The sequence below is a fragment of the Chromohalobacter moromii genome, assembly GCF_023091865.1.
Classification (GTDB): Bacteria; Pseudomonadota; Gammaproteobacteria; order Pseudomonadales; family Halomonadaceae; genus Chromohalobacter; species Chromohalobacter moromii.
Window position 1 is genome coordinate 1,380,884 of the sequence record NZ_JAHXDI010000001.1, and the last position, 21,634, is coordinate 1,402,517.

Sequence of the window (21,634 nt, forward strand, 5' to 3'; positions counted from 1 at the left end):
ATGGCGGAGATGAAAGAATCGCAACGCTCGCACGGTAACGCTTAAGAGATGCTTACGTCGCTCACGGAGACGCCAGTCCCAATGTTTAGCCAAGTGGCCCGCCGACGACGGTCTTCTTGAGCCCGGCGAGGATAGCGTCTCCATCTTCGCGGGCGAGTTCGTCGTACCAGGCGCGGGTTTGCTCCGGTTCCAAGCCATGAATCATCGCCGCGCGTTTGCGGGCACGCGAGACGATTTCGCCGACGCGCTCGACACGCGCCGCATCGTAGTGCGTCAGCGCCGCGGCAATCGCCGCCGAGGTGTCGGCGTCCTCATCGAGGGCATGCTGCACGGCCTCGGCCAGCACCCAGGCATCTTCCATGGCTTGGCAGCCGCCCTGGCCAAGGTCCGGGGCCATGCCGTGCGCGGCGTCGCCGAGCAGCGCCACGCGGGGCGCGGTGAGCGTATCGAGCGGTGGAATATCGTGAATTTCGACGCGCGCCATGTGCTCGGGATCGAAGCGTTCGATCAGCGCTTGTACCGGTTCGGCCCAGCCGGCGAAGTGTTCGCGCAGTTCGTCACGGTAACGCTGGGAGTTGTTGGGCGTGCTGGCGGGCAATGGCACGTCGAAGAAACAGTAGAATTCCGGCGCGCCCTGGTCATTGCCGCCGCTACCCATCGGCATCAAGGAAACCCGCTTGGCATCGCCGACGTACTGGTCCCAATTATGCAGCGGGGCCAGATCATCATCGGCGGGTACGCGCACGTTCCAGTTGACGTACCCTACGTACTGACGTTCCACGGCGTGCCCCGTGAGCTTTCCGCGTAGCCGTGAATGCGTGCCGTCGGCGATCACCAGCAAGTCGCCGTGAAGGCTGCCGCCATCTTCGAAATGTGCCGTGACGCCGTCGTCGTCTTGGGTATAGTCGAGGCAACGCCGCCCCAACTGAATGTGCTCGGCCCCCACGGCATCGAACAGGGTCTGCTGCAAGGCGGCGCGTGCGATGGGGCAGGCACGTTGCCCAACTTCCTCGAACAGTGGCGCAAGACTAAAATCGGTCAAGGTCTGCCCATGGTGGTTGAGGTAGCGCATGCGGGTCATCTCGCCGCTTAATCGCTCGATGGTCTCGCCGAGCCCTAGGCGGTGCATCACTTTTACCCCGTTGGGCCATAGGGAAATGGCTGCGCCTATTGGACGTATTTCGTTGACACGCTCGACGACGGTGACCCGGTGGCCTTGGTGTTGAAAGGCAAGTGCGGCACTCAGGCCGCCCATTCCTGCGCCGACAACGAGGACGTGCAAGGGAGAAGCGTGTGGTGCTGAGCGAGACATGGCGAACTCCTTCAATCGATTGTTATGGGTTACGAGATTGTTATGAGTTACGAAGACTGATGCGGCGCTGTGGCACGCGGCGTCGTGTCGGCGGTTTCTTCAGCGTCCCCGGTACTGCCGGGCAGCAACAGGGTGCACAGGATGGCGGTCAACCCGCCGGTGGTGATGGGCGAGGAAAAGATGCGTTCGGCGGTTTCGGGAAGCCCTGATAGGGCTTCGGGAACGAGCTGGACGCCGAGCCCCATTCCCACCGAAACGGCGATAGTCATGATCGTCTTGCGGGTCATCTCCTGGTCGCTGAGGATGCGGATGCCGGAGACGGCGATTAGGCCGAACATCAAAGTCGTCGCGGCGCCGAGCACGGGACGTGGGATGAACTGCAGCAGAGTACCGAGTGCGGGGATAAGCCCCAGTAGCAGCAGGATGACCGCGACGTAGCGCCCCACATGGCGGCTAGCTACGCCAGTCAACTGCACCACGCCGGTGTTTTGGCTGAAGGTGGTATTGGGGAAGGTGTTGAAAAAGGCGGCGAGCAGTGAGTTGACGCCATCGGCCAGCACGCCGCCGCGTATTCGACGTTGATAGATCGGGCCGCTGATGGGTTCGCCCGAGGCGCGTGACGTGCCGGTGAGATCGCCGACGGTCTCGATGGCGGTGACCAGGAAGATGAATGCCACGGGAACGAAGGCTGTCCAGTCGAAGCCGATGCCAAAGCGCAGCGGTTGCGGTAGGGCGAACCATTCAAGTGCTTCGGGGCGACCCTCGAACTGGCCGGTGAGCGCGGCCACGAGACAGCCGGTCACCAGCCCGAAGAAGACCGAGCCGATGCGCAGCCAGATGTGTCGCGACATCTGACAGGCCAGTACCACGACGATCACCAGTGCCGCCAGCCCCAGGTTGGCAAGACTGCCGAAATCCTCGGCGCCGACTCCTCCGGCCATGTCGGTGACGCCGACCTTGACCAGCGACAGACCGATCAAGGTCACGACCACACCGGTGACGGTGGGCGTGATGATGCGCTTGAGGCGGTGCAGCATGCCGCCCAGTGCGATCTCGATGAAACTGCCCACAGCACAGACCCCGAGCAACGTCGCGATGACGGCTTCGTCGCTGGCGCCGCCGGTTTGCGCGGCTTGTCCGGCGGCGATCAGCGCGGCCACGAACGAGAAGCTGGTACCCTGAACGCTCAGGAGTCCCGATCCGAGTGGCCCGAGACGCTGGGACTGCACCCATGTCGCCACGCCCGAGACGAACAGCGCCATGCTGATCAGATACGACATGTACTGATCGAGCCCCAAGGCGCTGCCCACGATCAGGCTGGGCGCGATAATGCCCACGAAGCTGGCGAGTACGTGTTGTATGGCGGCGAGCAGCGAGGCCAGAGGCCCGGGGCGATCCTCGAGACGATAGAGGGGTTGATCGACTGACATGGCTTGGCTCCTTGTGCCCGATCGTGCGGCGGGCTTTATGTATACAAAATTGCGTTGCAATACTTAAGCAATAGGAGTGCCAAGTCATTGTCATCGCTACGCTTGCGATTGCAGGGGCGCTGACAAGGATCGATGCCTTACGAGTGCACAGAGGTGCGCTCCTGTGGTGCTTAGCGGAAAGCGACTGCATTACGTTGGTGCACGGGACGCCCGTCGGCCCAGGTAGCGTACACGCAGCGGTCGTCACCCAGCATCATCAGCGCGAAGAGACGCTCGCCGAGAGTGTCGGCCACCTGGGTACGACGTGCCAGCAGGGGCGTGGCGGCAAAATCCAGGACGACCAAGTCGGCTTCGTGCCCGGCTTGTATGCGCCCGATACAGTGATCGAGGTGCAGCGCCTTGGCATTGCCAAGCGTTAGCCGATAGAACCCCTGCCAAGCAGTCAGCGGCTGCCCCTGAAGGGCGCCGACCTGATAGGCGCCTTGCAGCGTGGTCAGCCCGCATAGTCCGGTGCCGGCGCCCACGTCGCTGGCCAGCGACGTGACGACGCCAGCTTCGCGGGTGGCGAGGCGATCGAAGAGTCCGCTGCCCAGAAACAGGTTGGATGTCGGTGAGAAGGCGATATTGGCGCCGGCATCGGCAAGACGCGCGCGCTCGTCCTCGGAGAGGTGAATGCCGTGTGCGTAGGTGCTGCGCGGGCCGACCAGCCCATAACGCTCGTAGACGGCAAGATAATCACGACATTCGGGGAACAGCTCGGCGACCCAGGCGAGTTCGCCACGGTTTTCCGAGAGATGGCTTTGTAAATACAGGCTTTGATCGTTGCGCAGTACGCCACCCACGGCATCGAGCTGTTCGCGACTCGATGTCGGTGCGAAACGCGGCGTCAGCGAATACGCCAGACGATCCTTGCCGTGCCAGTCGGCAATGAGCCGTTCACTATCGCGGACGCCGCCGGTCGCGGAGTCGGTGAGCGCCTCTGGGGCGTGGCGATCCATCAGGACCTTGCCTGCCAGCAAGCGCAGCCGGCGCTGCTGGGCGGCACTGAAGATGCTGTCTACCGAGCCGGGGTGCGAGGTGCAGAATACTTGAGCGGTAGTGGTGCCGCCGCGCAGCATTTCGTCGAGGAAGCGTTCGGCGACGTCTATGGCATGGGCGCGTTCGGCGAAGCGACATTCGGCGGGAAAGGTATAGTCGTTGAGCCAGTCGAGCAGTTCGCGGCCGAACGAGGCGATGATATCGAGCTGGGAGTAATGCACGTGGCTATCGATGAACCCGGGCATGATCAGCTTGCCGCGGTAGTCGATTATCTCGATCTCTTCGGACACATGCGGGGCGAGGGCGTCAAAGGTATCGACGGCGCGAATGCGACCGTCTTCCACCCATACGGCGCCGTCTTCCCAATAGCGTAGGCTATCGGCGTCTGGGGTAGGCGCTTCGCCGGGATCGGCATCGAAGGTCAGCACGGCGCCGCGCAATAGTTGGGAATCGGTCATGAAAAAGCTCTTGTAAACAGAGAATGACGAAAACGATGTCCTGGCATCGGCCTCACAGGCGTACATTTTGGCCGGTGACGTGGCGCCAAGTGGCGGGCATCACCCCACGCTGCGGCGCGTGGGCCTCGGCCGGGGCCAGGGTCAGTAATTCGGCGGCGATGGCCAATGCGATCTCGTAGGGGCGTTTGCCGCCCGCGCCGGGAATGCCGATCGGGCAGCGTACACGCGCCAGCGCGGTCGCATCGTGTCCGGCCTCGCGCAGGGGGCGCTGGAAACTCGCCCACTTGCTTTGCGAGCCGATCAAGCCGATAGAGGCCACGCCGGCATGGCTGAGCAAGGCATCGATGAGGCGGCGGTCCTGGGCGTGGTCATGGGTCATGACGAGCGCATGGACACCGTGCGGGAGCCCCTCGAGTGCCATTGCGATGGCGTTCTCATCGAGGCGGTGGCAATCGACGCGAGATGAGGGCGCAAGTGCCGCGAAAGCATCGTCGCGGCTGTCGAACCAGTGTACCCGCCATGGGAGCGGTGCCAGCAAGGGCACGAGAGCCTGTGCGACGTGGCCGGCACCGAATATGGCGATGTGCTTCTCGGCGCCCGCGAAGCACTCGAACAGCAAATTGACATGCCCGCCGCAACACTGCCCGCTGCGTCCGCCCAGGGGGAAAGCTTCTAGACGCGGCGTGGTTGTCTGCTCACCACGGGCGCTGGCAGTGAGCATCTCGCGTGCGCAAGCGATGGCCTGGTACTCGAAGTGGCCACCGCCGAGCGTGTCGTGGCAGACATCGGCAGTCACTACCATCTTGGCGCCGGGCTCGCGCGGCGTGGAGCCTTCGGCACCAACGACGCTGATCAGCACGTGAGGCGCGGCTTCGTCTTGCAGGCGGTGCAAGGCGCTGTGCCAGGTCTCGGCGCTCATCGCGGCGTCTCCGCTGGCGTCTTCGTTTCAGGCGCCCGGCGTAAAGCCTGCGCGGCGAAGAGCACGCGCTCCGGCGTGGCCGGCGTATCCAGGGCGGGGCTCACGCGATAATCGGCGAGGCTCGATAGTGCGTCGCGGAGCGCCGACCATACCGAAATCGCCAGCATGAAGGGGGGCTCGCCCACCGCCTTCGAGCGGTACAAGCTGGCCTGTGAATTGGGGTGCCCTTCGAGCAGCGAGACGCGAAAGTCGGGCGGTGTATCGCCGATGGTGGGGATCTTGTAGGTCGCCGGTCCGTCGCTCAGCAGACGACCGGAGGCATCCCACTTGAGCTCCTCGCTGGTCAGCCAACCCATGCCTTGAATGAAGCCGCCTTCGACCTGGCCCGTGTCGATCGCTGGGTTCAGCGAGTCGCCGACGTCGTGCAGGATATCCACGCGCGTGACGCGATATTCGCCGCTCAGCGTGTCGACGACGACCTCCGAGACGGCGGCGCCATGGGCATAGTAATAGAAGGGACGACCCTGGCCCGTGGTGCGGTCATAGTGAATCAACGGCGTGGCATAGAAGCCCGTCGCGGAGAGCGAGACGCGGCCTAGATAGGCGGCTTGGATGAGCTCGCCCCAACTGATGCGCCGCGCGTTCTCGCCGTGGTCAGCAATCAACTCACCGCCTTCCAAGCGCATGCTATCTCGGACGAGTGACTGTTCTGGAAGTTGGTCTGAAAAGAAATGCTTGGCGGCGAAATCGAAAAGTCGCTCGCGCACCTGCATGGCTGCGTTGCGGGCCGCCATGCCGTTGAGATCGGCGCCGCTCGACGCTGCGGTCGGCGAGGTGTTGGGTACCTTATCGGTGCGCGTGGCGGAAATACGCACGGCGCTGTTGTCGAGGCCCAGTTCACGCGCCACGACTTGCCCGACCTTGGTGTGCAAGCCTTGGCCCATTTCGGTGCCGCCGTGATTGATCATCACGCTGCCGTCGGTATAGATGTGCAACAGCGCCCCGGCCTGATTGAGGTGCTTGGCGGTGAACGAAATGCCGAATTTCACCGGTGTCAGCGCCAGGCCCTTCTTGAGCACCGGACTGCTGGCGTTGTAAGCGCGGATGGCGTCGCGTCGTGCCCAGTAGCCGCTGTCGGTTTCGAGCCGTGAGACGATCTCATGAAGCAGCGCGGTCTGCTCGACGTGTTGGCCGTAATGGGTGATGTCTCGGCCCGGACGATAGAGGTTGCGCTTGCGGATCGTCAGTGGATCTTCGTCCAGATGCCGGGCGATATCGTCCATGGCGCGCTCGACGATCATCATGCCCTGCGGGCCGCCGAAGCCGCGAAAAGCGGTATTGGACGGATTGTGCGTCCGCGCGGGAATCCCGGTGACCCGAGCATCACCCAGCGAGTAGGCGTTGTCGGCGTGGAACATGGCGCGGTCGACGATGGCTTCGGACAAATCCGGCGAGTGGCCGCAGTCGCCGATGACGGTAATGTCACCTCCCACCAGCACGCCTTGGGCGTCGAATCCCAATCGGTAGCGGTTATGGAAGGGGTGGCGTTTGCCGGTGGCGCGCATGTCATCGCCGCGCGGCAGGCGCAGGCGGATGGCACGCCCGGTGCGGCGGGCCAGCAGCGCGGCCAGACACGCCCATGGCGCAGCCTGGGTCTCTTTGCCGCCGAAGCCGCCGCCCATGCGTCGCACTTCGACAGTCACAGCATGAAACGACACGCCCAGCACCTCGGCAATGAGTTTCTGCACTTCGCTGGGGTGCTGACTTGACGTATGCACAATGACGCCGTCGTCCTCGTTAGGAAGCGCCAGGCAGGCTTGCCCTTCGAGGTAGAAATGCTCCTGCCCACCGACGAATTGCTTGGCCTCGAGCACATGCGCGGCTCCGGCCAGTGCCTGTTGCCAGTCGCCGCTTTGCTGAACATGTGGCGGACGGACCCATTCCTCGGCCTCGGCGGCAGCCACGGCGTCGAGCTGCGCCGGCTGAGCGTCGATCTCGATCTCGGCCAATGCCACGGCACGGCGGGCCGCCTTGAAATCGGTGGCGGCCACTGCGAATAGCGGTTGACCGACGTAGCGCACCTCGGCATCTGCGAGTAGCGGATCGCCCGGAAATACGGGGCCGACGTCGGTCTTGCCGGGAATGTCGGTGACGGTGATGACATCGATGACGCCGGGGGCACGGCGAACCGCGTCGAGATTCAACTGCGTAAGCCGGCCGCGTGCGGTCGGGCTCAGCCCCACCGCGACATGAAGTGCGTCCGCCGGTGCGGGCTGATCGTCGAGATATCGCGCGCGACCGGTAACATGCAACGTGGCGCTGTCATGGGCGGGGGCATGCCGGACATCCGTCTGCGTGGCGGAGTGGTTGGGGCCTTCAGGGTCGGCCGGCGGGCGGGCGAGATCAGTGAGCGTACGCATCGAGGCAGACCTCCTGGACGGCGCCGTGATCGATTTTCAGGCGCAGGCGTTCGAGCAAATTGGCAGCCGCGAGCCGGCGGTAGGCGGCGGAGCCACGCACGTCGTCGAGTGGACTGAAGTCACGCGCTAGCGCTTGGCGAGCGGTATCGAAGGTCGCTACATCAGGTGGATGCCCCTCCAGGGCGGCTTCGGTAGCCTGGGCACGTCGTGGCGTGGCATCCATGCCACCGAAGGCCAGGTGAACATCGCGCAGGCAGCCATTCTCCTCGCGCCAGGCAAAGGCCCCGAGCACCGCCGAAATGTCGTCCTCACGGCGCTTGGAGAGTTTCCAGACCTCGAGATGCTGGTCGTTTTCGGGACGCGGCAGAAAAATGGCGCGGATGAACTCGCCGGACTCGAGGGCGGTGCGCTTGTAATCCAGAAAGAAGGCGTCCAGGGGCAGTGTGCGGGCGCCATTGGGGCCTTCCAGTGCCAAGTGGGCATCGAGCGCGAGCAAGATCGGTGGCGTGTCGCCAATGGGCGAAGCATTGGCGATGTTACCGCCTAGAGTGCCGCGATTACGGATCTGTGCGGAGCCCAGTCGCCGCAATAGTCGGGCGAACGCGGGATAATGCGCATCGAGCAGCGGTTCGAGGCGGGCGTAGGTGACGCTAGCCCCGATCCACCAGCCGTCGGGTGTCTCGTCGATTGCCTGCAATTCGGTGACGCGACTGACGTCGATCAGGGTCTCGAAGGCCTCGAGCCGTTGCGTGGCCTCGAGCCACAGGTCGGTGGCGCCGGCCACCAGGCGCGCTGTCGGATATTGGCGACGCAGCGCGTGCAAGGTCTCCAATGTGTTCGGGATGGCATAGCCGGTGGCCTCGAGCGTGTCACCCAGGGCTGCGACATTGTCGTCGAGCCTTGAGTCATCCGCCCAGGGCGGTCGCACGTCGGGTTGATCGGCCATATGGCGTGCGGCTTTCTGGATGGGGCGGTATCCCGTGCAACGGCATAGATTGCCGCCCAGCGTTGCTTCGAGGCATGCATCGTCTAGCGCTACCGGTGACTGGCGCTGGCGTTCGTGGAGTGTGAACAGTGACATGACGATGCCGGGTGTGCAGAAACCGCACTGGCTAGCATGGCATTCGACCATGGCGGCTTGGACGGGATGCAAGGCATCGCCGCGCGCGAGCCCCTCAACGGTGACGAGATGCCGACCCTGCAGTTGATGGGCTGGGGTGATGCAGGCATTAGTGCTGTGATAGTCAAGACGACCGCCGCGGCCTGGCTCTCCGATGGCGACCGTGCACGCACCGCAGTCGCCCGAGGCGCAGCCTTCCTTGGTGCCGGTTCGCTGTAATTCGTTGCGCAAGAGTTCCAGAATGCTGGTCTCCGGCGCTAGCGATGCGCAGCGTTGCGCTTCGCCATTGAGATAAAACTCGATCATCGGAGTGTCCATCGGGTTGTCATTGTGATCCGAGGCGCGCACTGCGCATGCCGATATGACCATATGGTCAACTCTGTTAAGCCTTAATCAAAACAGCGCGTATGACAAGTCCCTTTTGCGCTTGTTTATCGCGCGCCGAGGTGGGCTAAATTGATCGCTCGACTGCGGCGGCAGGGCGTTAGTGTGCGTTGCACTGGCGACGCTCGCTGGGGCAGACTTCTCTACCGGCAGACAAAGAGAGCGGCCATGACATCGATGAATTCACCCGAATTGGGAACGCGGGCACGCAATGAAAGCGTGATTCTCGAGGCGGCCGAGCGTGTGTTCGCGTCTCATGGTTATCGAGGTGCGAGCGTGCAGGCCATCGCTGAAGCGGCAGGGCTCCCTAAATCCAACGTGCTTTATTATGTAGGCAGCAAGCGTAAGCTGTACGTGGCGCTGCTCGAGCGTATGATGGCGCGCTGGAACGCTATGCTTGACGATATTGGCGAGGACGACGATCCGGGCGAGGTGCTGGAAGGCTTCATCCGCAGCAAGATGCGCCTGACGCGGCAACATCCCCAAGGCTCTCGGTTGTTCGCCGCCGAAGTGCTTCAAGGCGCGCCTTTTCTGCAGGAATACTTGCACGGCGAGCTGCGCGAGTGGGTGCGCTCGCGGGCGCGTGTCTTCGAGCGCTGGGCGGAAAAAGGCTTGATGGATCCCGTCGATCCGGTGTGGCTGATTTTCTTGATCTGGTCGGCCACTCAACATTATGCAGATTTCGAGGCGCAGATACTGAGCATCACCGACCAGGGGGCGCTTGGGGAAAGCGATTATCGTGCGATCACCGATTTCTTGTGTCACGTCATTCTCAAGGGATGTGGCGTCCGATCGACATCCGACGTTAACAGCGAGCGCCACTATCCAAGTATTCAAGGTAAGGAGACAACATGAAACTTTGGGGCATCTTGCTCCTGGTCAGCGGCGGCTTACTCGACGATTCATCGTCGCTGCCAGCGCAGCCCCCCGATAAACCAGGAGCGATCACGGCGCAGATTGCACGCGATCACTTGCAATGGACGTCGGCGACCGATGAAGAGATGTATCTGGCTCAGGCAAGCGTCCGGAAGCTGCTCAAATATCCCGCTACCGCGGTTTTTCGCGATATCCGCGCCGTTGGTCCTCGCGTCGGTGGGCCGTCCAATCGTGTGGTGTGCGGGCAGGTCAATGCACGTTGCGAGCGTGGCGATTATCTGGGGTATCGCTTGTTCGTGGCACGTCAAGGTGCGCAGGCTGCGATCATGTCGTCGAGTCTGCATCGCAGCGGATGGGACCCTAACGCCGTGGCGGCAGCCTTGATCGAGTGGCAGAAGATGGTTTGATCGGTACTGGGATACATGGGCCTGTGTGCATCAGGATGCGTTCAGCCCTATGTAACTCAGTGCCGTACCGAATCTAACGGTTTTGGAGATGCCATGAAGGAACTACCCGGCGCATTGCTCGGCATCATGGTTGGGCTGGTCACGTGGTTAGTGATGGGCAGTGTGTTGGCGGGCGTCATTGCTGGCATCGCTGGCGGGATCGGGTGGGATCTATGGCGCCATCGGTAGGGGCAGAGGCGTCATGAATGACCGCTTGGCACTGAAGCGCCTTGTGTAAAGTCGAGACGGCTTGGCAGACATGACCAAGCCGTTTTGGAATGCTCATTCCACGCTAGGGTCGTCATCCGCGTCGCCTGATTTGACCTCGTTGTCGGACGCCTTCATTCGCTGACGCTCGGCTTCGGCATGTTCCATGCTTTGGTAAAGCCCCAGACTCACCCCCGTATCGCTATCGTAGACTTCATAACGGACGTCGTTCTCATCAGGGCCGGCGATTTTCCGTATCTCAATGGCGTCATGCAGCATATTGGGCCTCATTGGAAGGGCGGTAACTGAACGTGGGACTCGTCATGTCGACGAGTGTTCCAAGCACTCATCACCTTGATGCTAACACAACGAAAAACCGCCGCTATGGTTGACCCATAAGCGGCGGTTTTTCTTGAATCTTTTGGTCGGAGCGACTGGATTCGAACCAGCGACCTCTGCAACCCCATTGCAGCGCGCTACCAAGCTGCGCCACGCTCCGTTAACGTTTTACGGAAGGCCTCCAAATAGGTGCCGCCCGTGGAACGCTGCGTATACTACCGTGGCTTCCAGGAAATGAAAACCCTTGATAGCGCTTTTTTTTCAACTGGTTGCCCGTGCCTGGCGATGATTAATGTCCCACCATGAAAGATATAAGGCAGTGTGGTGGCACTGCATGAACTGAGGTGAGAGGTGGCATGGTATAGACGAAAGATGTAGAATGTGGTCGTTTCATGTGGAGATGACGCAATGCCTCTTATTGTAGGAATGAGCGTGCTGCTGGGGTGTCAGTTTCTCGGCGAAATCCTGGTGCATGGTCTCCAGCTTCCGGTGCCGGGCCCTGTCGTGGGTATGGTGGTACTGTTGGTCGGGCTGATGATCAATGGACGCGTACCCACGGGGCTGCGTACGAGTGGTGAAGGGCTGCTGCGCTACTTGACGCTGCTCTTCGTGCCCGCGGGGGTGGGCATCATGGTGCATTTCGATCTCATCAAGGCGGACTTCTGGCCCATCACCGTCACGCTCGTGGTGTCGACCGCTTTGACCTTGGCCGTGACGGCCAAGGTAATGTCGTGGTTGACGCGCTCGATACCCAAAGATCCGCGTGACGAATGGCGGGAGGAGCGTTCATGAGCATGCCCGTTCCCGTGCTTGATCAATTATGGGTATATCTCTCCGCCAGCCCGTTACTGCACTTGCTGGTAACGTTTTTGGCCTTCATGGGGGCGAGTTACATCAATCGTCTTCTGGGCGGCACGCCTTTCTTGCATCCGGTCGTGCTTACCATCGTGCTGATCATTGCCTTTCTGACGCTGACGGATACCGATTATGCGACGTATTTCGAAGGCGCTCAGTTCATTCATTTCCTCTTGGGGCCCGCGACCGTTGCCTTGGCAATTCCCCTGTATGACTACCGGGAACGTGTCAGGCGTTTGCTGGTGCCAATATTGCTTAGCTGCGTCGCGGGGATCGTGACGGCGGTGACCTCTGCAGTGGGGGTCGCGATGCTCATGGGGGCCAGTCGCGAAACCGTGCTGACCCTGGCGCCCAAGTCGGTGACATCTCCCATCGCGATGGGGATCGCAGAGAAGCTGGGCGGCATTCCGTCACTGGCGGCGGGTCTGGTGCTGATCACAGGGTCCATCGGATGTGCTTTGGGACCTGTCATCTTTCGCTTAGTCAGGGTGCGCGACCCCAGTGTTCAAGGCTTTACCATGGGGGTAGCGGCGCATGGCTTCGGGACGGCCTATTCCTTTTCTTCGATTGGCGCGGTGGCGGGTGCCTTTGCGGGACTGGCGATGGGCCTTACAGGGCTGCTGACGGCTTTCATTCTGCCGCCTCTGGTGCATCTTTTCGGGCTTTAAGCATTTTTATACCGTTATCTCAATTATGCCTGAATAAATAGAATCGGGCGGTTCAGTCCATGTAAAACGCGGGCACGCCGACAAGGCGTGCCCGCGTTTTTGATCGATTGCCCAGCTTAGATGTTCATGCCCATAAAAGGCGAAGCAAGGTCACGGTAATCAAAGTGATGAGCAGTGTGCCGACGATGTTGAGCAGTAACCCGGCGCGGATCATCGATTGGATCTTCATATGCCCCGTCGCGAACACGATAGCATTGGGTGGAGTTGCAACCGGCATCATGAAGGCGCAGCTGGCGGCAATGGCGGCAGGAACCGTGATCAGTAGCGGGTCCATGTCCAACGAGATGGCAAGCGCGCCGAGAAGTGGCAAAAAGGCCGCTGCCGTGGCTGTGTTCGAGGTGACTTCGGTCAGGAAGATGATGACCAGCACGATGATGCCTACCAGCATTAGCACCGGGAATACACTGAAGATCGACAGCTGTTGAGCGATCCATTCGGCCAACCCGGAACTCTTTATCATCCCTGCCAACGCCAGCCCACCTCCGAAGAGCAGCAGCACACCCCAAGGAAGCTCCTTGGCGCTATCCCAGTCGAGCAGCGCACCGCGGGCCTTATCTCCACTAGGGATGAGAAACAGCCCAACACCTGCCGTCAGGGCAATGGTGGTATCCGATAACCAGTCGAGCCCGGCCTGATTCAAGAGAGGGCGAAACATCCAGGCGGCAGCCGCCATGAGAAAAACCAGGCCGACCCGGCGCTCGGCGGCGGTCATGGTGCCGAGCGATTCGAGTTCGCGGCGAATCATTTCCCCGCCATCGTCGCTTTGTTGCAAATCGAACCCTTTATAAGTCAGCCACCACCATGTCACGACCATCATCACGATGCTGACCGGCAGGCCGATGGTCATCCATTGGGCGAAGCCGATATCGATGCCTTCGCCGGAGAGGTACCCCGCAAGCAGGGCGTTGGGAGGGGTGCCTATGAGCGTGGCGACGCCGCCTATACTGGCGGAATAAGCAATGGCAAGCAGCAGAGCGGTGGCGTATCGCGAGACTTCACGTGAGTCACCATCGCCCAACAAACTGACGACGGACATGCCAATGGGTAACATCATGATGCTGGTGGCCGTATTGGAGACCCACATGCTGATGAAGCCTGTGGCGATCATGAATCCCGCAATTTGCTGCCGCGGTTTCTGGCCGACGATACTGAGAACCTTCAAGGCGATGCGTCTATGCAGATTCCAGCGCTGCATCGCGATGCCCAGTAAGAAGCCCCCTAGGAAGAGATAGATGATAGGGTCGGCGTAATTGGCCGCCACGGCATCGAGTTCGTCGATGCCCAGTAAGGGGGCCAGCACCATGGGCAGCAACGAGGTCGCGGGGATGGGAATGGCCTCCGTGGCCCACCATGTGGCCATCAGCAATGCAAAGCCGACGCACGCCCATGCCGGTGACGACATGGAGGCTGGCGCGGGCACCACCAGGCATAGAATGACCCATAATGGCCCCAGCCATAGGCCGATTTGCGCGGCGCTGAGGCCGCGGGTGTCGTGAGTAGTCTCGCTCATGGACTGCCTCCTTGAAGGTGGCGAATGATTAATTGGCTTATGATATTTGTGATGCTACTAAAGTATTAATGCTTGGTGGCTTAGTCATTGGTCTAAGCCGTTTGTGCGTCCTTGCCCGCATGGCTTGTTGCAACGCGGCAAGCTCGGTAATGTCCGCGCTCGTTGCCGATTAATTAAACGTATTCGATAGAGGTGCGACCATGTCCGTAGTGGTGGGCTGGAGCTTGGTGGTGTTGGCGGTGCTGGTCGTCGCTGGTTTGGTGGGATATGCATGGCGATTATGGCGGGAAGTGCAGCGCCGTGAAGTGGCACGCCGTGAGGAACTCGAGCGAGCTCATCGCAATTGTCTCGAGAGCCTCGAAGCGATCGCGACGGCGATGCTAGGGGACCAAGTCGACCTGGTGGAAGGGGCGCTGCGCTGTAAGGTACTGCTCGATATCATCGATCCCGCGCTGCTTGAGCGCGAAGATTTCAAGGTCTTTGCCGAGGTTTATCGGCGTACGGAGCATCTGCACACCCATTCCTCTCGCCAAGACTTGTCGGCAAAACAGCGCTTTGCGGAGGACCGCGAGCGGATAGCGCTACAAGAAGAGCGTTATACGGCGCTCCATGAGGCGGCGCAGAAGGTTCTGGTACTCAAGAGCGAGTGGCCGGCAGGCTTGCAGTGAACCATGACGTAGGAGAAGGGCATGGGAGATCGATTTATGTCGCTTGACCCCACGGAAATTCGCCGGCGTTTGCACGCTGAGCCGGAGTTGTCCGGGCAAGAAGTCGCTACGGCGCGACGCATCGTCGAATGGCTTGAGGAGGCGGGGGCGACGCGTATCGTGACTGGCTTGGGAGGCCATGGCGTAGCGGGAATTTTTGCTGCTGAATGCCCCGGGCCACGAGTCATGTTTCGTGCCGAGCTCGATGCGCTTCCCATCGGCGAGACCGCGGAGGTGGCATGGCGGTCGAAATGCGAACACGTGGCGCATAGCTGCGGTCACGATGGCCATATGGCGACATTGCTTGGGCTTGCGCAGCGTTTGTCGGAAAAGCCACCTGAACGTGGTGAAACGATATTATTGTTTCAGCCCTCCGAGGAGACCGGGCGGGGCGCACGGGGAGTCGTCGAGTCGTCACGTTTCGAGGAAATCGCCCCCGATCATGTTTTCGCGCTGCATAACTTGCCAGGTGAACCGTTAGGTGAGGTGTCAGTACGGGCGGGGGCGTTCACGTGCGCCTCACGAGGGTTGATCATACGTCTCAATGGGTTATGTACGCATGCGGCGCATCCTGAGCAGGGGCGTAATCCGGCTTTGGCAATGTGCCGGATTCTGCAGGGATTGAAACGTCTGCCGCAGCAGTTGCCAGACGATCAAGGGCTGGTCATGGTGACATTGATTCATGCGCGGCTGGGGGAAGTTGCTTTTGGCACGTCGCCGGGGCAGGCAGAGGTGATGGCTACTTTGCGCACTGAGGATGATGCGATGATGCGTGCGCTGGCGGAAGCGGCCGTATCGCTGGCCCGAGTCGAAGCCGAAGAGGACGATCTCGGAATCGAAATCGATTGGTGCGATGTCTTTCAGGCAACTCACAATCATCCGCTGGCCGTCGAGGCGATACGTGAGGAAGCGAGTGCCTTGGCATTACCGCTTCGTGAGTTGTCCGCAGCTCATCGCTGGTCGGAAGACTTTGGATGGCTCGCGGCACAAGGCGAGGGGGCATTGTTGACCTTGGGCAGTGGCGAGCAATGCCATCCTTTGCATCATCCCAGCTACGATTTCCCGGATGCCATGTTGACCCCGGGTATCGATTTGTTCGAACGCCTGGTTAGGCGCTACCAGGGTGGTGAATGATAGTTGTACAAGGATGAGACACCAGACTCTCATCCGTTCATTTGGGTTTGCATCAATTCCGATAATGCATAATGATGAAGGGGCATTCATTGGTAGAAGCGCTGGTAGAAGGTAAAGCACTGGCTAAACGAAAGGCTTTGTGCTTTCTTTTTTGATGAGAGAAGGGCGAAAAGTCTTTCTCCCACCGGGAACCGCTTCTATACTCGGACCCCGCTGGGTAACGTCCCGTTACGACTAGCGCTGTGTTAAGAAGGAGTCTTACATATGAAAAAATCTACGACTGGCTTGCTGCTCGGTTCCGCGATGATGGTCGGCCTTTCAGGCTGTGCCACTTCGGGTTCTCAGTCCATGTCTCATTCCGATGATCAAGCATGGTACAAGTCACCTTTCGTCTGTGGCCTGGCCGGCGGCTTGATCGGCGGTGGCATTGGCTATGCGTCGAGCAGTGACTCGGACGAAGATACCGGTGCTGCCCTTGGTGGCGTCGGCGGTGCGACGGCAGGAGCTTTGCTTTGCGCTGATTATTCCGACAAGGTAGTGGACAGCGATGGCGATGGCGTTCCCGATGACCGCGATCAGTGCCCCAATACGCCGGCTGGCGTTGCGGTAGACGCGCAGGGTTGCCCGCTTGATAGTGATGGGGATGGCGTTCCGGACTATAAAGACGAATGCCCGGGAACACCGGCTGGTGTCGACGTCAACGCTCAGGGCTGCCCGCTAGATAGCGACGGTGACGGCGTTCCGGACTACCAAGACCAGTGCCCCAACACACCGGCAGGCGAAGAAGTCAATGCGCTGGGCTGCCCGGCAGACTTGGTTCTGCATGACGTGAACTTCGAGTTCGACTCCGCCACGCTCACTAGCGATGCGGAAGCCATTCTCGACGGTATTGCCGATAAGCTGGCTGCCAACGAGAGCGTCAATGTTCGCCTGGAAGGCTATACCGATTCCGTCGGTAGCGCTTCCTATAACAAGGATCTTTCTCAGCGTCGTGCCGACTCCGTGAAGGATTACTTGGTGTCCCAAGGTGTGGATGGCGATAACATCACCACCATGGGTTATGGCGAGCAGGATCCGATCGCCACCAACGAGACGGCTGAAGGCCGCGCTGAAAACCGTCGCGTTGAAATGGGCGAGCAAGAGTAACGATTGCTCAGTTCATGATCGAAGAAAGGGGCGCCTTCGGGCGCCCCTTTTTATTTGTACCGCAGGCACGACTGGACGGCATTTCGCGGGCTTGCTAGTGTGCACGGTTCATCGTTTCATGCGTTTGTGTTGCCTTTCATCTCAGTCGCGGGGCCGCAGGCGTATGATGCGCAAGGAGAAGTAAGCCGATACTTCTCTCATTGCTTTTCATCTTCATCGTTTCATGTGGTCCCTGGTATGGGCCACCACTGAATATAAGGAACGACCTCGCATGCCCATCGTGACCCTGCCTGATGGCAGTCAGAAAACGTTTGATTCATCCTTGACCGTCATGCAGCTCGCCGAATCCATCGGCACAGGTCTTGCCAAGGCCTGTGTGGCGGGAAAGATCGATGGCGTTGCCGTCGATGCAGCCGACCTGATAGAGCGTGACGCCGAGGTCAGTATCCTGACGGCGCGCGACCATGAAGGGGTGGAAATTATTCGCCATTCCTGCGCCCATCTTCTGGGGCATGCCGTCAAGCAGCTTTATCCCGACGCTAAAATGGCGATTGGGCCGGTCGTGGATGATGGGTTTTATTACGATATCGATTTCGGACAGTCAATCTCGCCGGACGATCTCGAAGCGCTCGATAAGCGTATGAAGACGCTTATCGAGCGTGAATACGATGTCGTACGTGAGTATGTGACGAAAGAGCAGGCCCTGGCGACTTTCGCTGAGCGTGATGAACCCTACAAGCAGGAAATCGTCGAAGGTATTGCCGATGGTGAGATCGTTCGTCTCTATCACCATGAAGAATACATCGATATGTGCCGTGGGCCGCATGTCCCGAATACGCGGCACTTGAAAGCATTCAAGCTTACCAAGCTGGCGGGTGCCTATTGGCGAGGTGATGCCACCAAGCCGATGTTGACGCGCATCTACGGTACGGCCTGGCCAGACAAAAAAGCGTTGAAGACTTACCTCCAGCGCTTGGAGGAAGCCGAGAAGCGAGATCATCGTAAGTTGGCTCGCAAGCTCGACTTCTTTCACATGCAGGAAGAGGCGCCGGGCATGGTATTCTGGCATCCACGAGGCTGGACGCTCTGGCAGACCGTCGAGCAATACATGCGCAAGGTCTACAAGGACAGTGGGTATCAAGAGATTCGTTGTCCGCAGATCATGGATGTTTCGCTGTGGCAGAAGTCCGGTCACTGGGATAATTACGCCGACAACATGTTCTTCACCGAATCGGAAAAGCGCGAGTATGCGCTCAAGCCGATGAACTGCCCCGGGCATGTGCAAGTCTTCAATTCCGGCCTGCGCAGCTATCGCGAGCTCCCGGTGCGTTATGGCGAGTTCGGTGGTTGCCATCGCAACGAGCCTTCTGGCGCCTTGCATGGCATCATGCGTGTTCGCGCCTTTACCCAGGACGATGGCCATGTGTTCTGCACCGAGACTCAGGTCGAGTCTGAAGTGACAGCCTTCCATCGCCAGGCTTTGGAGGTCTATCGGGATTTCGGCTTCGATGATATTGCCGTCAAAATTGCGTTACGTCCTGAGAAGCGTCTGGGGAGCGACGAGAATTGGGATCGAGCCGAAGAAGCGTTGCGTACCGCTTTAGGGCGCTGTGACGTGCAGTGGGAAGAACTTCCGGGTGAAGGGGCTTTCTACGGACCTAAAATCGAATATCATATGCGTGATTGCCTGGGGCGCGAGTGGCAGGTTGGCACGATGCAGGTCGATTTCATGATGCCGACTCGTCTGGGGGCGCAATATGTGGCCGAAGATGGGTCTCGTCAGGCACCGGTCATGCTGCATCGCGCTATCGTGGGATCAATGGAGCGTTTCATTGGCATCCTCATCGAACACTACGCGGGGGCCATGCCGTTGTGGCTTTCGCCTCTGCAAGCAGTGGTCCTGAATATCACGGATGCCCAGCGCGATCACGCCGAATCGGTGTCGCTGCGTTTGCAGAAACTCGGTCTGCGTGTCAAGACAGACTTGAGGAATGAGAAGATCGGCTTTAAAATTCGCGAACATACGTTGCAGAAGGTCCCCTATCTCCTTGTGGTTGGGGATAAGGAAGTCGAGGCCGACTCGGTAGCTGTGCGTACGCGCGGCGGCGAAGACCTAGGCAGTATGACGGTGGACGCTTTCATCGACAAGGTGCAGGCCGAGCGGTAATAGCGACATCTTCCAAGGCAAAAGTGGAGACGGAACCATCAAGAGAAGCAACCCAAGAGGGCGCCCACAGGAAAAGCGCCCACCAATGAACGAGCGGATTACCGAAGATCAAGTTCGCTTGATCGCCAGCGACGGTGAACAGCTTGGTATCGTGCCGACCAGCGATGCCTTGGAGCGTGCCGAAGCGGAGGGTATGGACCTCGTACAGATTTCCAATGCCGACCCGATCGTTTGCAAGATCATGGATTACGGCAAATTCATCTTCGAGCAGAAAAAGCAAAAAGCTGCTCAGAAGAAGAAAACCAAGCAGATCCAGGTCAAGGAAGTAAAATTCCGGCCCGGTACTGACGAGGGCGACTATCAGGTGAAGTTGAAAAACCTGATTCGTTTCCTCGAAGCGGGCGACAAGGGTAAGGTCACGCTACGTTTTCGAGGTCGTGAAATGGCGCACCAGGACATCGGTCGCAAGCTGATGGAACGGATAGCGGCTGACCTCGAAGACATGGCGTCTGTCGAGTCTTTCCCCAAGATGGAAGGCCGTCAGATGATCATGATCTTGGCGCCCAAAAAGAAGTGATCCGTTGGCAGTTGAACGGGCAGTCGGCACCGCCGACTGCCGGCCCCGGGTTTTCTGAAGAAACCGAGTGGAGTTTTCCCTCATGCCGAAAATCAAGAGTAACAGTGGCGCTGCGAAGCGCTTCAAGAAGACTGCCCATGGCTTCAAGCACAAGCAGTCCTTCCGCAGTCACATCCTGACCAAGAAGTCGACCAAGCGTAAGCGTCAGCTGCGCGGCATGAAGCAGATTCATGATGCCGACAAGCAACTGGTTCAACGCATGCTGCCGAACCTCTAAGTACTTGTATTCAAAAGTACAGGTTGTCGATTTTAAAAGTCAGGAGTAAGCCATGACTCGTGTTAAGCGTGGTGTCGTCGCTCGTCGTCGGCACAAGAAGATTCTGAAGCAGGCCAAAGGCTATTACGGCGCTCGTTCGCGCGTATTTCGCGTTGCCAAACAGGCGGTCATCAAGGCTGGTCAGTACGCCTATCGTGACCGTCGTCAGCGCAAGCGTCAGTTCCGTGCGCTGTGGATCGCGCGTATAAATGCGGCATCTCGTGCCAACGGTCTGTCCTATAGCCGCTTCATCGCCGGTCTGAAGAAGTCCGGCATCGAGATCGATCGCAAAGTGCTGGCCGATCTCGCCGTCCATGAAAAGTCTGCCTTTGCCGCGATCGTCGACAAGGCCAAGGCTGCTCAGTAATGGCCGGGTGAGACGTTCTTTATGAGTGTCTCATCATGCGCATGAAGCCGCAGGGGGAGAGCAGCCGCTCTTCCCCTGTTTTTTTGTCTGGATCATCACTTCATATGCGATGGTCTATCATGGGCACTTAGCATCGGAGCTAGACGGATGGACCACCTCCCACAACTGGTCGCCGAGGCTCGCGCCGCCATCGAGAGCGCGCAGGATGTCCAGGCGCTCGACGAGGTTCGAGTGCATTTTCTGGGCAAGAAGGGCGAAATTACCGCGCTTCTCAAAGGTCTTGGTCAACTGCCGCCGGAGGAACGGCCCAAGGCGGGTGAGCGGATCAACGAGGCCAAGCAGACATTATCGGGCGAGCTCGAGGCGCGTAAGCAGACGCTTAAAGATGCCGAGCTCGATGCGCGCTTGGCACGAGAGCGCATCGACGTGACCCTGCCTGGCCGTGGCGAGCCGACGGGCGGTTTACACCCAGTGACGCGTACGCTTGAACGTATCGAATCGTTATTCGCGCATATTGGGTTCGATGTAGCCGTGGGCCCCGAAATCGAAGACGATTATCATAATTTCGAAGCACTCAACATTCCCGCGCATCATCCGGCGCGAGGCATGGCCGACACCTTCTATTTCGATGCTTCGCGGTTGTTGCGTACGCATACGTCACCGGTGCAGGTGCGTACTATGAAAGAGCAAGCGCCGCCAATCCGCATCGTCTGCCCGGGCCGTGTATACCGTAGCGACTCCGATCTAACGCATACACCGATGTTCCATCAGGTGGAAGGCTTGCTGGTCGATGAAGGCGTTAGCTTCGCTGATCTCAAGGGCACCATCGAAGATTTTCTCAAGGCTTTCTTCGAACGTGAGGCGCTTTCCGTACGCTTTCGGCCGTCTTACTTTCCCTTCACCGAGCCCTCTGCTGAGGTCGATATTCAGTGCGTGATGTGCGGTGGTGAAGGCTGTCGCGTTTGTTCTCATAGTGGCTGGCTGGAAGTCATGGGTTGCGGCATGGTCCATCCTGAAGTCTTTCGGCATTCGGGGATCGACGCCGAGCGTTATACAGGATTTGCCTTCGGCATGGGGGCGGAGCGCTTGACCATGCTGCGATATGGCGTCAATGACCTGCGGCTATTTTTTGAGAACGACTTGCGCTTCTTGCGCCAGTTCGGCTGATCTGCGACTAG

At 59.7% G+C, this 21,634-nt stretch carries 21 protein-coding genes and 1 tRNA gene; 13 read left to right on the forward strand and 9 right to left on the reverse strand.

The genetic code is table 11. The features are described 5' to 3' along the window. Positions 1-85 precede the first annotated feature (85 nt). The 6 genes from hpxO to xdhA form a co-directional block, all read right to left on the reverse strand. Positions 86-1,312, reverse strand: a complete 1,227-nt coding sequence (gene hpxO, locus KZO83_RS06160) for an FAD-dependent urate hydroxylase HpxO (protein WP_247620136.1) — start codon at positions 1,310-1,312, stop codon at positions 86-88. A gap of 47 nt (positions 1,313-1,359) precedes the next feature. After that, complete coding sequence (locus KZO83_RS06165; RefSeq protein WP_247620137.1) at positions 1,360-2,742, reverse strand: uracil-xanthine permease family protein; 1,383 nt, start codon at positions 2,740-2,742, stop codon at positions 1,360-1,362. Between the two features lie 170 nt (positions 2,743-2,912). Beyond that, positions 2,913-4,238 (reverse strand): guanine deaminase, encoded by a 1,326-nt coding sequence (gene guaD / locus KZO83_RS06170; RefSeq protein WP_247620138.1) that lies wholly within the window; start codon positions 4,236-4,238, stop codon positions 2,913-2,915. Positions 4,239-4,290: 52 nt separating this feature from the next. Further along, positions 4,291-5,157: a xanthine dehydrogenase accessory protein XdhC gene (gene xdhC, locus KZO83_RS06175; RefSeq protein WP_247620139.1), complete on the reverse strand. Its 867-nt coding sequence runs from the start codon at positions 5,155-5,157 to the stop codon at positions 4,291-4,293. Beyond that, complete coding sequence (gene xdhB, locus KZO83_RS06180) at positions 5,154-7,577, reverse strand: xanthine dehydrogenase molybdopterin binding subunit (protein ID WP_247620140.1); 2,424 nt, start codon at positions 7,575-7,577, stop codon at positions 5,154-5,156. The genes xdhC and xdhB overlap by 4 nt, the downstream gene beginning before the upstream one ends. Continuing rightward, on the reverse strand, positions 7,561-9,003 hold the full coding sequence (gene xdhA / locus KZO83_RS06185) for a xanthine dehydrogenase small subunit (RefSeq protein WP_247620141.1): 1,443 nt from the start codon (positions 9,001-9,003) through the stop codon (positions 7,561-7,563). The genes xdhB and xdhA overlap by 17 nt, the downstream gene beginning before the upstream one ends. Positions 9,004-9,249: 246 nt before the next feature. Here xdhA and KZO83_RS06190 point away from each other — a divergent pair, with 246 nt between their 5' ends. The 3 genes from KZO83_RS06190 (at position 9,250) to KZO83_RS16350 (ending at position 10,592) form a co-directional block, all read left to right on the forward strand. Further along, positions 9,250-9,936, forward strand: coding sequence for a TetR/AcrR family transcriptional regulator (locus KZO83_RS06190; protein WP_247620142.1), 687 nt, complete (start codon positions 9,250-9,252; stop codon positions 9,934-9,936). Further along, entirely contained in the window at positions 9,933-10,364 is a 432-nt protein-coding gene (locus KZO83_RS06195) for a hypothetical protein (protein ID WP_179000142.1), read from the forward strand. Before KZO83_RS06190 ends, KZO83_RS06195 begins: the two co-directional genes overlap by 4 nt. A 93-nt stretch (positions 10,365-10,457) precedes the next feature. Beyond that, a complete protein-coding gene (locus tag KZO83_RS16350; RefSeq protein WP_261505544.1) occupies positions 10,458-10,592 on the forward strand; it encodes a hypothetical protein in 135 nt (44 codons plus the stop codon). 93 nt (positions 10,593-10,685) lie between these two features. Here KZO83_RS16350 and KZO83_RS06200 read toward each other — a convergent pair whose 3' ends face one another. Then, positions 10,686-10,889: a hypothetical protein gene (locus KZO83_RS06200; protein WP_179000141.1), complete on the reverse strand. Its 204-nt coding sequence runs from the start codon at positions 10,887-10,889 to the stop codon at positions 10,686-10,688. Between the two features lie 143 nt (positions 10,890-11,032). Further along, a tRNA-Pro gene (locus KZO83_RS06205) sits at positions 11,033-11,109 on the reverse strand. A 248-nt stretch (positions 11,110-11,357) separates the two neighbouring features. Between KZO83_RS06205 and KZO83_RS06210 the strand changes: the two genes are divergently transcribed. Both KZO83_RS06210 and KZO83_RS06215 read left to right on the forward strand, forming a co-directional pair. After that, entirely contained in the window at positions 11,358-11,741 is a 384-nt protein-coding gene (locus KZO83_RS06210) for a CidA/LrgA family protein (protein ID WP_247620143.1), read from the forward strand. Between the two features lie 2 nt (positions 11,742-11,743). Then, on the forward strand, positions 11,744-12,472 hold the full coding sequence (locus KZO83_RS06215; protein ID WP_247620189.1) for an LrgB family protein: 729 nt from the start codon (positions 11,744-11,746) through the stop codon (positions 12,470-12,472). A 124-nt stretch (positions 12,473-12,596) separates the two neighbouring features. Here KZO83_RS06215 and KZO83_RS06220 read toward each other — a convergent pair whose 3' ends face one another. Next, the gene (locus tag KZO83_RS06220; protein WP_247620144.1) at positions 12,597-14,042 is read right to left on the reverse strand and encodes an SLC13 family permease; all 1,446 of its coding nucleotides are present in this window, start codon (positions 14,040-14,042) and stop codon (positions 12,597-12,599) included. 200 nt (positions 14,043-14,242) lie between these two features. Here KZO83_RS06220 and KZO83_RS06225 point away from each other — a divergent pair, with 200 nt between their 5' ends. From KZO83_RS06225 to pheS, 8 genes are all read left to right on the forward strand, one after another. Then, entirely contained in the window at positions 14,243-14,710 is a 468-nt protein-coding gene (locus tag KZO83_RS06225) for a DUF2489 domain-containing protein (RefSeq protein WP_247620145.1), read from the forward strand. A gap of 21 nt (positions 14,711-14,731) precedes the next feature. Next, positions 14,732-15,883 carry an amidohydrolase gene (locus tag KZO83_RS06230; RefSeq protein WP_052445071.1) on the forward strand — a complete coding sequence of 384 codons (1,152 nt, stop codon included), beginning with the start codon at positions 14,732-14,734 and terminating at the stop codon, positions 15,881-15,883. A gap of 264 nt (positions 15,884-16,147) precedes the next feature. Then, entirely contained in the window at positions 16,148-17,029 is an 882-nt protein-coding gene (locus tag KZO83_RS06235; protein WP_040243469.1) for an OmpA family protein, read from the forward strand. 271 nt (positions 17,030-17,300) lie between these two features. After that, positions 17,301-19,196: a threonine--tRNA ligase gene (gene thrS / locus KZO83_RS06240; protein WP_247620146.1), complete on the forward strand. Its 1,896-nt coding sequence runs from the start codon at positions 17,301-17,303 to the stop codon at positions 19,194-19,196. Positions 19,197-19,233: 37 nt separating this feature from the next. Beyond that, on the forward strand, positions 19,234-19,773 hold the full coding sequence (gene infC / locus KZO83_RS06245; protein ID WP_257125275.1) for a translation initiation factor IF-3: 540 nt from the start codon (positions 19,234-19,236) through the stop codon (positions 19,771-19,773). Positions 19,774-19,855: 82 nt separating this feature from the next. Further along, complete coding sequence (rpmI, locus tag KZO83_RS06250; protein WP_040243463.1) at positions 19,856-20,050, forward strand: 50S ribosomal protein L35; 195 nt, start codon at positions 19,856-19,858, stop codon at positions 20,048-20,050. Positions 20,051-20,102: 52 nt separating this feature from the next. Next, positions 20,103-20,456, forward strand: coding sequence for a 50S ribosomal protein L20 (gene rplT / locus KZO83_RS06255; protein WP_040243460.1), 354 nt, complete (start codon positions 20,103-20,105; stop codon positions 20,454-20,456). A 147-nt stretch (positions 20,457-20,603) separates the two neighbouring features. Next, positions 20,604-21,623 (forward strand): phenylalanine--tRNA ligase subunit alpha, encoded by a 1,020-nt coding sequence (pheS, locus tag KZO83_RS06260; protein ID WP_075368738.1) that lies wholly within the window; start codon positions 20,604-20,606, stop codon positions 21,621-21,623. The last annotated feature ends 11 nt before the right edge of the window (positions 21,624-21,634 follow it).